This is a genomic window from Cognatundibacterium rugosum (assembly GCF_014284365.1).
In the GTDB taxonomy this organism is placed as follows: Bacteria; Pseudomonadota; Gammaproteobacteria; order Burkholderiales; family Burkholderiaceae_D; genus Undibacterium; species Undibacterium rugosum.
Genome location: NZ_JACOGG010000010.1, coordinates 86,223 through 100,769, shown reverse-complemented (window position 1 = coordinate 100,769; position 14,547 = coordinate 86,223). Strand labels below are relative to the sequence as shown.

Below are 14,547 nucleotides of genomic sequence, written 5' to 3'. Positions count from 1 at the left end.
CACACAACTCAGGTGTCGATGTGCTCCACTAACAGCTGCACCTTGGTCACGCCATTGTATTCATTCGCATCCAGGCGGAAAGCGACATTGACGACATCATCCAATTCATCGGTATGTCCAAACCAGATCGCATCAAAACGCTGACCATTTTTTTCCAGCACCAGCTTCAGATGGCGTTCTTTCAGGATGCGCTGAGAAATCAGGCGGAACTGATCGCAAAACAGCGGGGGAGGGAAGTGTTGGCCCCAGACTTGTTGATCCAGCAGTTGAATAAAGTCGATGCTGAAATAGGCATCTTCTAAAGGTCCATCGGTTTCTATGATGCGCTCTAACTGCTGCTTTTCCAGCCAGGACTGCCCGACAGCCTCAAAGGCAGCCTGAAATATAGGTAAGTCCTCATGTGCCAGGCTAAGGCCTGCTGCCATCGCGTGACCACCAAATTTGTGTATGACACCGGGGATTTGCTTGGACACCAAATCCAATGCATCACGTAAATGAAAGCCGGGGATAGAACGACCTGAACCTTTGATCAGGTCGTCGCCAGCCGGCGCAAAAGTAATGGTAGGGCGGTAGAATTTGTCCTTGAGACGGGACGCCACGATCCCGATCACGCCCTGATGCCAGCTCTCATCATAGACACTGATGGTATGGCTGTCTGCCACTTGCAGATCATCCAGATGCAGCAATGCGATATCCTGCATTTCGCGTTCTATGTCTTTACGATCGCTGTTGATCGATTGCAGTTGCTGCGCAATATGCCAGGCATGGCCTTCGTCATCGGTCGTCAGGCAAGCGATGCCGAGTGCCATATCCGCCAGTCTGCCTGCCGCATTCAGACGCGGACCCAATGCAAAGCCCAGATCAAATGGACTGGCTTTCTGTGCCTCCCGGCCAGATACACGGAACAGTGCAGCAATGCCCGCACACATGCGGCCAGCGCGCATACGTTTTAGTCCTTGTGCTACCAAAATACGGTTATTTGCATCCAGACTCACCACGTCCGCTACGGTGCCAAGCGCAACCAGATCCAGCAGACTGTCCAGTTTGGGTTGGGTGTGTTGATCAAACAGGCCACGCTGGCGCATCTCAGCGCGCAACGCCAGCAACACATAAAACATCACGCCCACCCCGGCCAGGTTTTTACTTAAAAATTCGCAGCCAGGCTGATTTGGGTTGACGATCACTGCTGCTTCCGGTAACTCTGAGCCCGGTAAGTGATGGTCTGTGACCACGACGTCCACGCCTAGCTCTTTGGCGCGTCTGACGCCATCAACACTGGCGATGCCATTATCGACCGTGATGATGATGTCAGGTCGTTTTTCTCTGACCGTCAGCTCCACGATTTCCGGTGTCAGGCCATAACCATATTCAAAGCGATTCGGCACGATGAAATCGACTGTCGCACCGAGCATACGTAAGCCACGGATACCAACCGCGCAGGCAGTAGCGCCATCGCAATCGTAGTCGGCCACGATGGTCATGACTTTTTGGCTGGCGATTGCGTCTGCCAGAAAGCTGGCTGCTTGCTTGATGCCTTTCAGGCTCGCAGGTGTATGCAAGCCTGAAAGTTCGGTCGATAAATCTTTTTCAGTTGTCGCATTCCGGGCTGCATACAGTCTCGCTAACACGGGGTGCATACCGCGTTGACGCAAAAGTTCAGCCTCACGGAAAGCATAGGGACGGGTTGCTATCCGGGTCATGATGCAAGCCCTTCAAACAGTGGTGTTAAGCCGGGCTTTTTCCAGAACTTCCACTTGCTGTTGCGTCGTATGTGAAATTCGATACAGCGTCGTGTATCGGTACAAATTAAACGCAGCTTGTCGATTTGACCGCTATTGAGCGCATCCAGTGCGGGCAGCATGAGGTGCTGCTCCATTGTATGGAATTGATCCAGCCAGCTGGACCAGTCACTATTGAGTGCGGCACTGATTAGTGCGTCGTAGTACCACAATCCACTTGGCGTCGGCTGGCAGTGCGTGCTCAGCCAGCGTGGCGTTTCTATATCAACTGCTGTGGCCGGCGTCAGATTTTGCGGCTGAGTGCCACCATATAGCCACATTGAGTTAACCGGCTTCAGGCCGCTCTGCTCACGGCGTTGATTCACTTCATGGTCAAACCATTGCATTTGTACTTCATTTTGAAATTTGCGCCAGGCGCGCGCCGATTCGCCTTGTGGCATCCAGACATCAATGTTGTGACCGCAAGCCGCATCTGGCGTCGCGGTTTTTAGGTCGTGCCATTGATCTGCGCGTAAAAACCAGTGGCTGCTGTGATGCGCCTGCAATTCAAGCCCATATTCACCTGCCGTGTTGGCGGCAATCTCAAATAAGGGCGCAGCTTGTTCGTCAGTGAGTTCGAGCTGACGATGATCGGTCAGTACCAGATGGTCGCGTGCGATATGGATGTGCACCGGTTGAAGGCTGAACCAGTAGCCTGCGCGCAGGGCAGGGTGAGCTTGCAAGTGTCGCGATGTAATATAAGAAGGGCTCTGTAGCGTGCTTTCAGGCGGAAAATGGCCTGTCAGCCAGTATTCATGCGGTAAAGCACGTGCAAATGCATCCGTATCCGGGTGGCGCTGGCGCTCTGCCCAGCCTAGCAGGTTCGCTGTTGCAGGGGTATTCAGGTTGCGCAGCAGATCTTTTTCGAGTCCGGAAGGCGGTATGCTGAAGGGAATAATCAATGCTAAATTTTTCATATTGAGTATTGTATGGCAAACTGACGCCACCTTAATTGATAACCCCAGATTTGCAGTGAAAAATCTCTCTTTTGAATGGCTGGTCGGACTACGCTATACCCGGGCCGGTAAACGCAGTGGTCGCAACGGCTTTATTTCCTTTATTTCTATGATTTCCATGTTTGGCATTGGTCTCGGGGTCGCCGCCCTGATCATCGTGCTGTCTGTGATGAATGGCTTTCAAAAAGAAGTGCGTGACAGGATGTTGTCTGTGATCGCACATGTGGAAATTTTTGATGCCACCGGCGCGATTCCTGATTGGCAGCAAACTGCTGCTGAAGTGCAGAAAAATCCGGCCGTGCTGGCTACGGCGCCCTATGTCGACGGCCAGTCCATGATCATCCGTGACGAGGTAATGCGCGGCGTGATCATCCGTGGTGTCTTGCCGGAACTGGAGCCTAAAGTCTCGGAAGTGGCTGACAAAATGAAGAGCGGCCACTGGCAGGATTTACGTTCTGGGGAGTTCAATATTATTCTGGGCTCTGCACTGGCAGCCGGTTTGCGGGTGCAAGTCGGTGACAAAGTCACACTGGCTGCGCCGGAAGGACAGATGACGCCAGCAGGCATGATGCCCCGGCTAAAGGCCTATACAGTGGTTGGCATTTTTGAGGCTGGCCACTATGAATATGACTCGGGTATGGCCTTTATGCATGTCGATGATGCACAAAAATTTTTCCGCCTCGCCAGCCCATCCGGTTTGCGTGTCAAAATCAGGGACATGCTGAAAGCGCCGCTGGTCGCGCTGGAATTATCACGTAGCCTGACCGGTGACTTGCTGATCCGGGACTGGTCGCAACAGAACAAAAACTACTTCGCTGCGGTAAAGACAGAAAAAACCATGATGTTCATCATCCTGACACTAATCGTAGCGGTGGCTGCATTTAACCTGGTCTCTACGCTGGTCATGACGGTTACGGATAAACAAGCAGATATCGCGATTTTGCGCACCCTGGGTGCTTCGCCGGCTTCGATCATGAAAATATTTATGATACAGGGCGGTATTACTGGCCTGGTCGGTACCGGGCTCGGCGTCTTATTTGGCGTGCTGGTTGCGCATAATATCGACGTCATTGTGCCATGGATAGAACACACGATGGGCGTTGCTTTCCTGCCTAAGGAGCTGTACTTCATCACTACTTTGCCTTCTGATCTGCGTTCTGCCGATGTGCTGCAAATCAGTGCTATCGCTGTCGTCCTGGCCTTTGTCGCTACCCTTTATCCTAGCTGGCGTGCCGCACGTGTGAAACCAGCAGAGGCTTTACGTTATGAGTAATCGTTCTATGGAATCTCCAGTTGTTCTGTCCTGCCATCAGTTGAGCAAAAGCTTTAACGAGGGTAGTGATGCTGTTCATGTATTAAGCAATATTTCCTTTCATGTAAAAGCAGGTGAACGGGTCGCGATTATCGGCGCGTCCGGTTCTGGCAAATCTACGCTATTGCATTTGCTGGGCGGACTGGATACCCCCAACACCGGTAGTGTGAAATTGCTGGATAAAGAACTGGCGACGCTGAGCGAGGCTGAGCGCGGCCAAATGCGTAATCAATCGCTGGGTTTTGTGTACCAGTTCCATCACTTGCTACCTGAGTTTTCTGCCCTCGATAATGTCGCCATGCCACTGATGATCAGACGCATACCACGCGCTGAAGCACAGCAAGCTGCGCAGCGCATATTGGAGCGTGTCGGTCTGGGTGAGCGCGTCAAGCATGTGCCAGGCGAGCTGTCCGGTGGTGAGCGGCAACGGGTGGCGCTGGCACGTGCGTTGGTGGCGAATCCGGCTTGTGTACTCGCGGATGAGCCTACTGGAAATCTGGATGGTGCAACGGCACAGAATATCTTCGCACTGATGCTGGAGTTATCGCAAACCCTGGGCACCGCTTTTGTGATCGTGACCCATGATGCGGAACTGGCCGGGCGTTGTGACCGCGTTTTACGATTAAACCGAGATGGCTTGCTGCCAGCCTGAGTGAATGATGAAAACCAATAAATATCTGCCTCAATTAGCCTGTGTGCTGGCGACATTGCCAGCTCTGCCTGCTTCTGCTGCCAATGAATTGGTACTGCAGCTGGAGACTTCACTGACGCGCGATACCAATCCTTTGCGTTTCACGGATCAGGCAAATACCGACCCTGGCCTCGCAAACACGGCACAAAAACAGGCGGATACTGTGGCTGGTGCGGACCTGCGCTTCGGCGCCATCGTACCGCTGCTGTCTGATCAGACCCGGCTGATCATGACAGGCTCGCTTGGCAATCGCCACTATAAAAATTACAGCCAGCTAGACCACCAGACTGGTGGTGCAGATCTGGCGTTAGACTGGGTGGCCGGACATGCACTGTCTGGACGTGTCAGTGCTGGCAAGTCAAAACGCCTGTTTCAGTATATTAACGGTAGTCTGACTGAACGTGATTTGTCACATGAGCAGCGTGCAGGCAGCGATTGGCGACTGCGAATCAATAATGACTTTTTGCTCGCGGCCAGTCTGAGTAGGTCTGGCCTGGATTATGATCTGCCAGTCAATCAACTGTACAACTTCCGCGAACACAGCAAACAAGCGGGTCTCAGATATACCTCCACCACAGGTTCTATGCTGGAAGGCGGCCTGCGCTGGTCGGATACTGAATTCCCGCAACGTAATGAGGCGCAAATTACGCTGCTGGACCGCGCTTATAAAGAGCGTGAGGCTTATCTGGATGCCGAGTGGAATTACAGCGTTAAAACCGTATTCAGCACCCATTTGGGTTTGATTAAACGTAGCTATGAAACCCTGAGTGAGCGCGATACCAATTTGCTCAATACGATCGTCCGTGGCACTTACCTGTATTCACCACAGTTACGGTTTGATCTGCAGCTGTTCGATCGTCCGTTTTCCATCGTGGACCCGACTATCCTTTATGTGCAGACCAAGGGCATCAGACTGGATAGCAGCTGGAAATACAGCCCTAAGCTGCAATGGAATGCCTCTGCATTGTGGCAAAACAGTGATCAGAAACTGATACCACGCTTTGATACCGGCGCGGCGCTGCAATCGCGTAAAGAAAAACTGCAACGTGTAGGATTCGGCGGCAGCTATCTGATAGACAGGGGTTTCCGCCTGTTCCTGGACAGTGCTTATGAACGCACACAGCGCGAAGCGGATGGCGTACAGTTAAAACAGGCCATCATCAAGCTCGGTTTTGAATATACCTATGAAAATATCGCCGGTTCCGCAGCACGTATGGGCTTGAATCGCTACCAGCAATTTTACAGCGCGACCGAGGCCACTAAATGAGTGCGATAACGCATTCCTTGGTACGAAAAGCCAGTCGTTTCGCCGCCAGACACACGCTGCAGCGCTGGCTGCCACTGCAACGCCAACGTGCAGTGGTCAGCTTTTCATTTGATGACGTCGCGCTCAGTGCCTGCACCACGGGTGCAGCACTGCTACAGGAATATCAGGCCAGGGCGACGTTTTTTGTTTGCGGCGGCTTGGAGAATCAGATGGAGCAGGGGCAGCTCTGCCATCATGGCGCGCAACTACAACAACTGCATCGCGATGGACATGAGGTCGCCTGTCACACTTATTCGCATCTGAATTGCGAACTCCAGCCGCTGTCCGTGCTAAGGCCTGACTGGGCTAAAAACCGGCATTACCTGGATCAGCTGGGTATTCCACTTTCAGGCTTTGCTTTTCCGTTTGGCGCCTACGATCTGAGTAGCAAATATGCGGCGGCACAGCGCTTCAGCTATAGCCGGATTACCGGTGGCGGCATGCAACAGGGCAGGGCAGATTTGCATGCCTTACGCGCTCAGGCTTTGTATGCTGGCAAAACAACAGAACAGGAAATTCGCAATTTGATTACTGAGGCCGTCGAGCAAGGTGCCTGGCTGATTTTTTACTCCCACGAGGTCAGCGATCAGCCCGGCCCTTGGGGGACTACGCCGGCGCAACTGCGTTTCGCATTGCAAACCGCGCGTGATGCGGGCTGTGATTTACTGAATATCCGTGATGCAATTCAACACTATCGTGCCGTTTCTGCATGAACCGGCTGCGGATGTTACAGATATTTACTGTATAAAAATATAATTAAGTTAAACTTCGATTGTTTCGTAGATAGGATATGTAATGAGTCAACAAAGTCAGTTTGCCCTGATGACCCAGCGTCGCTTTGCGCCGTTTTTCTGGACTCAGTTTCTGGGCGCTTTTAATGACAATGTATTTAAGACCGCTTTACTGACCATATTGACTTTTGATGCACTCAGCTGGACCACGCTGGATGTGGGACTGCTCAATCAGCTGATCCCCGGCTTGTTTATCTTGCCGTTTGTGCTGTTTTCTGCGACTTCAGGTCAGTTTGCCGACAAATTTGAAAAGGCCGGACTCGCCAGAAAAGTTAAATTGCTGGAAATCGCCATCATGAGCATGGCTGCATTTGGCTGGATGACGCATAACCTTTGGGTACTGATTGCTGCGGTCGCTGGTATGGGCATCCATTCCACTTTATTTGGTCCGGTCAAATACGCTTATCTGCCGCAGCATCTGAAAACCGATGAGCTGGTCGGCGGTAACGGGCTGATAGAAATGGGCACCTTCGTCGGCATCCTGATCGGTGAAATTCTGGGCGCCATGCTAGTGGTGCATCAACCCTGGGGCGTACAGCTGGTGGCCTTTGGCGCGATTGCAATTGCAGTACTGGGTTATCTGGCCAGCCTGAAAATTCCCGTCTCGCCAGCGCCTGAGCCTGAGCTGAACATCAACTGGAACCCTGTCAGCGAGACCATACGCAATATCAGTTTCAGTAAGCAAAATCGCCCGGTCTTCCTGTCTTTACTCGGCAATTCCTGGTTTTGGTTCTATGGTGCGATCGTGCTCGCGCAGTTCCCGCTATACGCAAAGAACTATCTGCATGGCGATCACAGCGTATTCGTGTTGTTGTTGACGGTATTTTCGTTTGGCATTGGTGCGGGTTCATTATTGTGTGAAAAATTATCGGGCCATAAAGTGGAGATAGGCTTAGTTCCTTTCGGCGCAATCGGTCTGTCTTTGTTTGGTCTGGATTTGTATTTTTCCAGCGTGTCTTACACCAATACTTTGGCCGTTGGCGCGCTGGATTTTGTACGTCAAACAGGTAGTTTGCGGATATTGGCGGATATTGTTTTGCTCGGTATTTTTGGCGGTCTATATATCGTGCCTCTGTTCGCATTAATACAGACACGTTGCGACCCTAAGCATCTGTCGCGCACTATCGCCGGCATGAATATCCTCAATGCGTTGTTCATGGTGGTGGCTTCACTGGCGGCTTCCGCCATGCTGCTCAAGGGCTTTACTATTCCGCAGATATTTATGGCGACTGCCATCCTAAACGCCATCGTAGTGGTGTATATCTTCAGCCTGGTGCCTGAGTTCCTAATGCGCTTTATTGCCTGGTTGCTGATCCATACTGTGTATAAAGTCAGAACTGTGAATGCAGACAGTCTGCCGTCTGAAGGTGCGGGTGTGATGGTCTGTAATCATGTCAGCTATATGGATGCGATCGTGATCGTGGCTTGCAGTCCACGTCCTATCCGCTTCGTGATGGACCACAGAATATTCAAAATTCCTTTCCTGTCCTGGGTATTCCGTACAGCGAAAGCGATTCCGATTGCGCCGGCTAAAGAAGATCCATGGCTGATGGAAAAAGCCTATGTTGACATCGCCCAGGCTTTGCATGAGGGAGAACTGGTCTGCATTTTCCCAGAAGGTAAACTCACCGCGACCGGCGAACTGAATGAGTTCAAAGGCGGTGTCATGAAGATTCTGGAACGTACCCCGGTACCGGTGTATCCGATGGCTTTGCGCGGCCTGTGGGGGAGTTTTTTCTCGCGTGATAAAACCAATCCGTTTGAGCGTGCATTCAGGCGCGGTCCGTTCTCCAAGCTGGAACTGGTCGTTGGCGATGTGATGTTGCCGACAGAAGTGACACCGGAAGTCTTGCAAAAAGAAGTCAAAACCCTGCGCGGTGACTGGAGATAGAAAATGAAGAAACATGTCGCTACTGTATTGACTGGGCTTGCACTCAGTCTGTTGAGTGCAAGCGCACTTGCTGCCAGTATTGCAGGCTTTTCACCGCAGGGTGAGATCGCCCGGGTACGGCAGGTCAGAGCGACATTTTCTGAGCCTGCAATCGCCTTTGGCGACCCAAAGACAGAAAACCCATTTGATATCCAGTGCAGTGCCGCAGGCAGCGGCCGCTGGGCCGATGAAAAAAACTGGATCTATGATTTTAATCAGGATCTGGGGCCAGGCAGTAAGTGCAGTTTTCAGTTGAAACCTGGATTTAAACTCAAGTCAGGCGCAACGGTAACTGGCAAGACCCAGTTTCAATTCAATACCGGCGGGCCCTCGGTTAGCCGCATACTGCCTTACACTGGAAATGGCATCGAAGAAGATCAGGTCTTTATGCTGTTCCAGACTGGCGCTGCAACTGAGGCCAGCATTAAACAGCATACGTATTGTGAAATTTCCGGTGTACAGGAGCGCGTGCCGGTCAAGCTGATCAATGGTGATGTGCGTAAAAAGTTACTGGAAAATTTCGCCAAAGGCAGCGCAGCTGAGGCGGTCACGACCTTGCAGTGCCAGCAGAAATTCCCCGCTGAGGCAGATGTGAAACTGGTTTGGGACAAAGGTATAGCGACCACCAGCGGCATCATCACCTCATCGAAACAGGAATTCAGATTCAAAGTCAGAAAAGACTTCACTGCCAGCATGTCCTGCCAGCGCGAAAACGCCAACGCAGCGTGTACGCCTATTTTGCCAATACAGTTGTATTTCAGTGAGGGCATCAGTCGTAAACTGGCTGAAAAAATCGTACTGAAAAGTGCGAAAGGCAGCGTCAAACCTGACTTGCCGAAAGCCGAAGAGAATCAACAAATTCAAAGCCTGAGCTTTACCGGACCTTTCCCCGAAAAGATGGAATTGAGCATAGAGCTGCCATCTGATCTCAAAGATGAAAGCGGACGCGCACTCGCCAATGCAGGGCAATTTCCGAAGAAATTCATGACGGCCGATTTCCCGCCGCTGGCGAAATTCCCTGCGGCGCCTTTCGGTATCGTGGAATTGAATGCGGATGCGACGCTGGCCGTCACGCTGCGCAATGTCGAAAACGATATTTTGCTGAAGTCAGCCGATGGTAAACAGCCTCCTGTCAAGCTCGCGAACTTGAAACTGGCCGAAGACGCATCCATCATCGAGTGGATCGCAAAACTCAATAATTATCACGAAACCAGTATCTACGTGAACAAGGAAGCGGTTGAAACCCGCAGTCTGTCCTTGCTCAAAAACGAGACTAAGGCTGTCAAGCTGAATTTACCTTCGGTCGAAAAAAAGAGCGAACGTCCGTTTGAAGTGGTGGGTATACCATTTAAAGATCCCGGCTTTTATGTGCTGGAACTGGAGTCTCTGAAACTGGGTAGCGCTTTGCTGGGCAAAACAGCGCCTATGTATGTGCGTACCAGCGCCTTGGTCACCAATCTTGCTGTGCATATTAAGACTGGCCGTGAAAATGGTGCAGTCTGGGTCACTCAGCTGGATAACGGCAAAGTGGTTCCCGACGCGGCAATTCAGGTCTCTGACTGCAGCGGCGAACTGCTGTGGAAGGGTAAAACCGATAGCAAGGGTATCGCTATGCTGCCAGCAGGTTTGAATACCCGTTGCGAGGAAAGCAGCGGCCGTGCTGGCAAACGCAAGGTCTCGAAAATTAACGGTTATTTTGTCAGTGCGCGCAAACAGGATGCGCAAGGCAGAATGGATATGGCATTTGCCTTATCGTCCTGGAATAATGGCATAGAAAGCTTCCGTTTTAATTTGCCGACTGACTTCAGTCCGGCAGCGACACTCAAGGCGCACACCATACTCGATCGCAGCCTGTTCCGTGCTGGCGAGACCGTGTCGATGAAACATGTATTTCGTGCCGAGAACATGAAGGGTCTGGCCTTTGCCGGCGATACGGATTTGCCTAAACGGGTCAGGATTATCCATCAGGGCAGTGGTCAGGAATTTCAGTTCCCGCTGAGCTGGCGCAAAGGTGGCGTGGCGGATAACCGCTTCGCAATTCCTGCCCAGGCCAAGCTCGGTCAATACGATATTTTGCTCGACCATGGCACGGCAAAAACGAATACGACTGAGAATGAAGGCGGTGAAAATGCGCCTATGTATGGCAGCCGCACTTATAGTTCGGGCAGCTTCCGGGTCGAGGAATTCCGTTTGCCACTGATGCAGGGCAAGCTGATACCGCCTAAAGGACCACACATCAGCCCGAAAGAACTGCCACTGGGTTTGCAACTGAATTACATCAATGGCGGTGGCGCTGCTTTACCGGTGCAAGTGACCAGCCTGCTCAGAAATAAATTCCTGCAATTTTCAGGCTACGAACAATTTACTTTCAACAACGTTGAGACGGAAGAAGAGAGTCAAAAGATCGTTGCCAATAAACTGGCTGTCACCTTGGATAAAAACGGCAGCGGTAAAACCGTGATAGGCAGCTTGCCTGCGATTACCCAGCCGCAGGAATTATTGACGGAGATGACTTACGCCGACCCCAACGGCGAAATCCAGACCATTTCGAATGTGACTGCCTTATGGCCAGCTGCCGTGGTGGTTGGTATTAAGAGTGAAGACTGGGTTTCAGCCAAAAATAAAACCCGCTTTATCCTGGTTGCGCTGGATACCGCTGGCAAACCCTTAGCGGATGTGCCATTGCAGGTCAATGGCACGCTGCGCCTGAATAACTCGCACAGAAAACGTATAGTCGGTGGTTTTTACGCCTATGAAAATGCAGAGTCGTCTAAAGACTTAGGTCAGTTATGTTCAGGTAAGTCGGATCAGCGCGGCTTACTGCTGTGTGAAATTGAGCTGAAAGAGTCGGGTAATGTTGAATTGGTGGCTAAAGCCAAAGACGCCAGCGGCAAAGTCGCCTCTGCTAAAAGTTCGATCTGGGCGACAGGTAAAGGCGAAGTCTGGTTCGATGGCGAAAATCAGGACAGAATGGATGTGCTGCCTGAGAAAAAACACTATAAGGCCGGTGAAGTGGCTAAATTCCAGGTGCGCATGCCTTTCCGCAGTGCGACCGCTCTGGTTGCGATAGAACGTGAAGGTGTGATCGAAACTATCATCGCAGAACTGCGTGGCAGTGATCCGAGTATCTCGGTACCGATCAAAGCAGAGTATGGCCCGAATGTGTTTGTATCTGTGCTGGCAGTACGTGGCCGCATGCGTGAAGTGCCCTGGTATTCATTTTTCAGCTGGGGCTGGAAAGAACCGATCAACTGGTGGCATGAATTCCGTGAATATCAGGCACCGACTGCGACCGTCGATCTGGCTAAACCGGCCTATAAATTCGGTGTCGCCGAAATTCAGGTCGGGACCGAAGGAAATCAGCTGAAAGTCAATGTCAGCGCGGATAAACAGCAATATCCTATTCGTGCCGTGTCTAAGGTGAAGGTGTCAGTCACCTTGCCAGATGGACGGCCAGCCGCAGGTGCGGAGGTCGCCATTGCCGCGGTAGACGAGGCTTTGCTGGAATTGCAGCCTAACGAGAGCTGGAATGTCTTGAGCGCCATGATACAAAGACGCAGCTATGGCATAGAAACTGCGACCGCACAGATGCAGGTGATTGGTAAGCGCCATTATGGCCGCAAAGCGGTGGCGGCCGGTGGTGGTGGCGGCAAGGCGCCGACCCGGGAATTGCTTGATACCCTCTTGTTATGGAAGCCGGATCTGGTGTTGGATGCGAACGGCCAGGCCAGTATCGACGTACCGCTGAATGATGCCTTGACCAGCTTCCGTATCGTTGCGGTCGCACAGTCTGGCGCTTCGCAGTTCGGAACCGGTACGACGGCTATTAAGGCAACACAGGATTTGCAAATCATTCCAGGTTTGCCGCCCGTGGTCAGAGAGGGCGACAGTTACCAGGCGATGGTGACGGTCCGCAATTCCAGTGCACGTGCGATGGAGGTGCTGGTACAAGGGAAAATCCTGTCCGCCAATGCGCTGCCGGATCAGAAAGTCAAACTGGCTGCCGGGGAATCGCGTGAGCTGAGCTGGACTGTACAGGCACCCGAACTGACAACAGATGTGCTCAGTCAGCAGTTACAGTGGGAGTTGTCCGCAAAAGAAACGGCGCCACCGCAGGGGCAGGCCGCTGTGGCAGATGCGATTAAATGGAGCCAGAAATTGCTGCCTGCGACGCCAGTCACGGTGCAGCAGGCGACGATGCTGCAATTGGATCGCAGCATGAGTTTGCCAATTGCACAGCCTGCTGACAGTCTGCCTGGTCGCGGCGGTTTGCAATTACATCTGTTGCCGAGTTTGCTTAATAGTGGTGAAGGCTTGAAACGCTATTTTGAAAGCTATCCTTACAGCTGTCTGGAGCAGAAAACCTCGAAAGCGATCGGCTTACACGATAATGCGATGTGGCAGAAAATCGTGAACGATTTGCCGACTTATCTGGATGCAGATGGGCTTGCTTACTACTATCCACCCTCAGACAGTGCTGCGCGTCTGGGTAGCGATACGCTGACCAGCTATCTGATTTCAGTCACACACGAAGCAGGTCTGAGCCTGCCGGACAGCGCAAGACAAAAAATGCTGGCCGCTTTATCTGCTTTTGTAGAAGGCAAGATCACGCGTGATTTCTGGTCGCCACGCAAAGATCTGGAAACCCGCAAGCTGGCAGCACTGGAAGCCCTGTCACGCTATGGCATGGTACAGCCGCGTATGCTGGGTTCCATACAGATCACCCCAAATCTGTGGACGACCAGCGCCATTCTCGATTGGTATGCGATCCTGAAACGTACTACCGCGATCCCGAATCGTGAAGCGGCTTTGAAAGAGGCAGATCAGATTCTGCGCAGCCGCCTGAATTACCAAGGCACACGGCTGGGTTTTTCGACAGAAAAAGACGATTATTGGTGGTGGCTGATGAGTAATACGGACGTCAATGCTAATCGCCTGTTACTGACGATGATAGACAATCCAGCCTGGAAAGACGACTTGCCTAAATTAGTCAACGGTAGCATACAGCGTCAACACAATGGCGTCTGGATGACCACGAATGCCAACGTCTGGGGATTACTGGCACTGGAAAAATTCGCGCGTCAGTTTGAAACAGAAAAAGTCGCAGGTACATCCAAAGCCATGTTGCTGCAAACACCCACAGCGACTCCGGTTCCCCCACAAAGCTTTAACTGGTCAGTCAGTGGCGGTGGCAAACTGAATCTGCCTTGGCCAGTCAAACCTGCGGCGGATGACAAGCTGAGTCTGAGCCATGAAGGTAAAGGCAAGCCTTGGATAGTGCTGCAAAGCCTCGCTGCAGTGCCTTTAAAGACGGCATTCTCCAGTGGTTATCGCATCAAAAAAACCATCACACCGGTAGAACAGAAAGACAGCAAGCTAATGCAACGCGGTGATGTATTTCGCATTACGCTGGAAATCGATGCGCAGACTGATATGACCTGGGTAGCCTTGACTGATCCGGTACCGGCTGGTGCCAGCGTGCTGGGCTCAGGCTTAGGTCGCGATTCGGCCATCGCCACCAAGGACGATAGTAACGAACAGGGCGGCGCCTGGCTGGCGTATGAAGAGCGTAGCTTTGAGGCCTATCGTGCGTATTACCAGTTTGTCCCGAAAGGCAAATTTGTAAAGTCTTACACCATACGCCTGAATAATGCAGGCCAGTTTAAGCTGCCACCGACGCGGGTAGAGGCGATGTATGCGCCTGAGATGTTTGGTGAGTCACCTAACGTTGCAATACAGGTCAAGTAAGACGTGAGATATGCCATATGGCGGCAAGCGGCGCT

The 14,547-nt window shown here is 52.0% G+C and carries 8 protein-coding genes; 6 read left to right on the top strand and 2 right to left on the bottom strand.

Annotated elements, in window-relative coordinates; all coding sequences use genetic code 11:
• Positions 1 to 8 precede the first annotated feature (8 nt).
• On the bottom strand, positions 9 to 1,700 hold the full coding sequence (gene recJ, locus H8K47_RS10935) for a single-stranded-DNA-specific exonuclease RecJ (protein WP_186881444.1): 1,692 nt from the start codon (positions 1,698 to 1,700) through the stop codon (positions 9 to 11).
• Positions 1,697 to 2,695, bottom strand: coding sequence for a hypothetical protein (locus tag H8K47_RS10930; RefSeq protein ID WP_186881443.1), 999 nt, complete (start codon positions 2,693 to 2,695; stop codon positions 1,697 to 1,699). The genes recJ and H8K47_RS10930 overlap by 4 nt, the downstream gene beginning before the upstream one ends.
• Before the next feature lie 55 nt (positions 2,696 to 2,750).
• Here H8K47_RS10930 and H8K47_RS10925 point away from each other — a divergent pair, with 55 nt between their 5' ends.
• From H8K47_RS10925 to H8K47_RS10900, 6 genes are all read left to right on the top strand, one after another.
• Entirely contained in the window at positions 2,751 to 4,007 is a 1,257-nt protein-coding gene (locus H8K47_RS10925) for a lipoprotein-releasing ABC transporter permease subunit (RefSeq protein WP_329604167.1), read from the top strand.
• Positions 4,000 to 4,698, top strand: a complete 699-nt coding sequence (lolD, locus tag H8K47_RS10920) for a lipoprotein-releasing ABC transporter ATP-binding protein LolD (protein ID WP_186881441.1) — start codon at positions 4,000 to 4,002, stop codon at positions 4,696 to 4,698. Before H8K47_RS10925 ends, lolD begins: the two co-directional genes overlap by 8 nt.
• A gap of 4 nt (positions 4,699 to 4,702) precedes the next feature.
• Positions 4,703 to 6,004, top strand: coding sequence for a hypothetical protein (locus H8K47_RS10915; RefSeq protein WP_186881440.1), 1,302 nt, complete (start codon positions 4,703 to 4,705; stop codon positions 6,002 to 6,004).
• Positions 6,001 to 6,756: a polysaccharide deacetylase family protein gene (locus H8K47_RS10910; RefSeq protein WP_186881439.1), complete on the top strand. Its 756-nt coding sequence runs from the start codon at positions 6,001 to 6,003 to the stop codon at positions 6,754 to 6,756. Before H8K47_RS10915 ends, H8K47_RS10910 begins: the two co-directional genes overlap by 4 nt.
• 82 nt (positions 6,757 to 6,838) lie before the next feature.
• A complete protein-coding gene (locus tag H8K47_RS10905) occupies positions 6,839 to 8,725 on the top strand; it encodes an MFS transporter (RefSeq protein ID WP_186881438.1) in 1,887 nt (628 codons plus the stop codon).
• A gap of 3 nt (positions 8,726 to 8,728) precedes the next feature.
• On the top strand, positions 8,729 to 14,512 hold the full coding sequence (locus H8K47_RS10900) for an alpha-2-macroglobulin family protein (RefSeq protein WP_186881437.1): 5,784 nt from the start codon (positions 8,729 to 8,731) through the stop codon (positions 14,510 to 14,512).
• Positions 14,513 to 14,547: the final 35 nt, after the last annotated feature.

Bases quoted from the DNA above. Each gene is read 5' to 3' on its own strand.
- H8K47_RS10905 (WP_186881438.1), top strand. From the start codon at position 6,839: ATGAGTCAACAAAGTCAGTTTGCCCTGATGACCCAGCGTCGCTTTGCG.
- H8K47_RS10910 (WP_186881439.1), top strand. From the start codon at position 6,001: ATGAGTGCGATAACGCATTCCTTGGTACGAAAAGCCAGTCGTTTCGCC.
- lolD (WP_186881441.1), top strand. From the start codon at position 4,000: ATGAGTAATCGTTCTATGGAATCTCCAGTTGTTCTGTCCTGCCATCAG.
- H8K47_RS10930 (WP_186881443.1), bottom strand. From the start codon at position 2,695: ATGAAAAATTTAGCATTGATTATTCCCTTCAGCATACCGCCTTCCGGA.
- H8K47_RS10900 (WP_186881437.1), top strand. From the start codon at position 8,729: ATGAAGAAACATGTCGCTACTGTATTGACTGGGCTTGCACTCAGTCTG.
- recJ (WP_186881444.1), bottom strand. From the start codon at position 1,700: ATGACCCGGATAGCAACCCGTCCCTATGCTTTCCGTGAGGCTGAACTT.
- H8K47_RS10915 (WP_186881440.1), top strand. From the start codon at position 4,703: ATGATGAAAACCAATAAATATCTGCCTCAATTAGCCTGTGTGCTGGCG.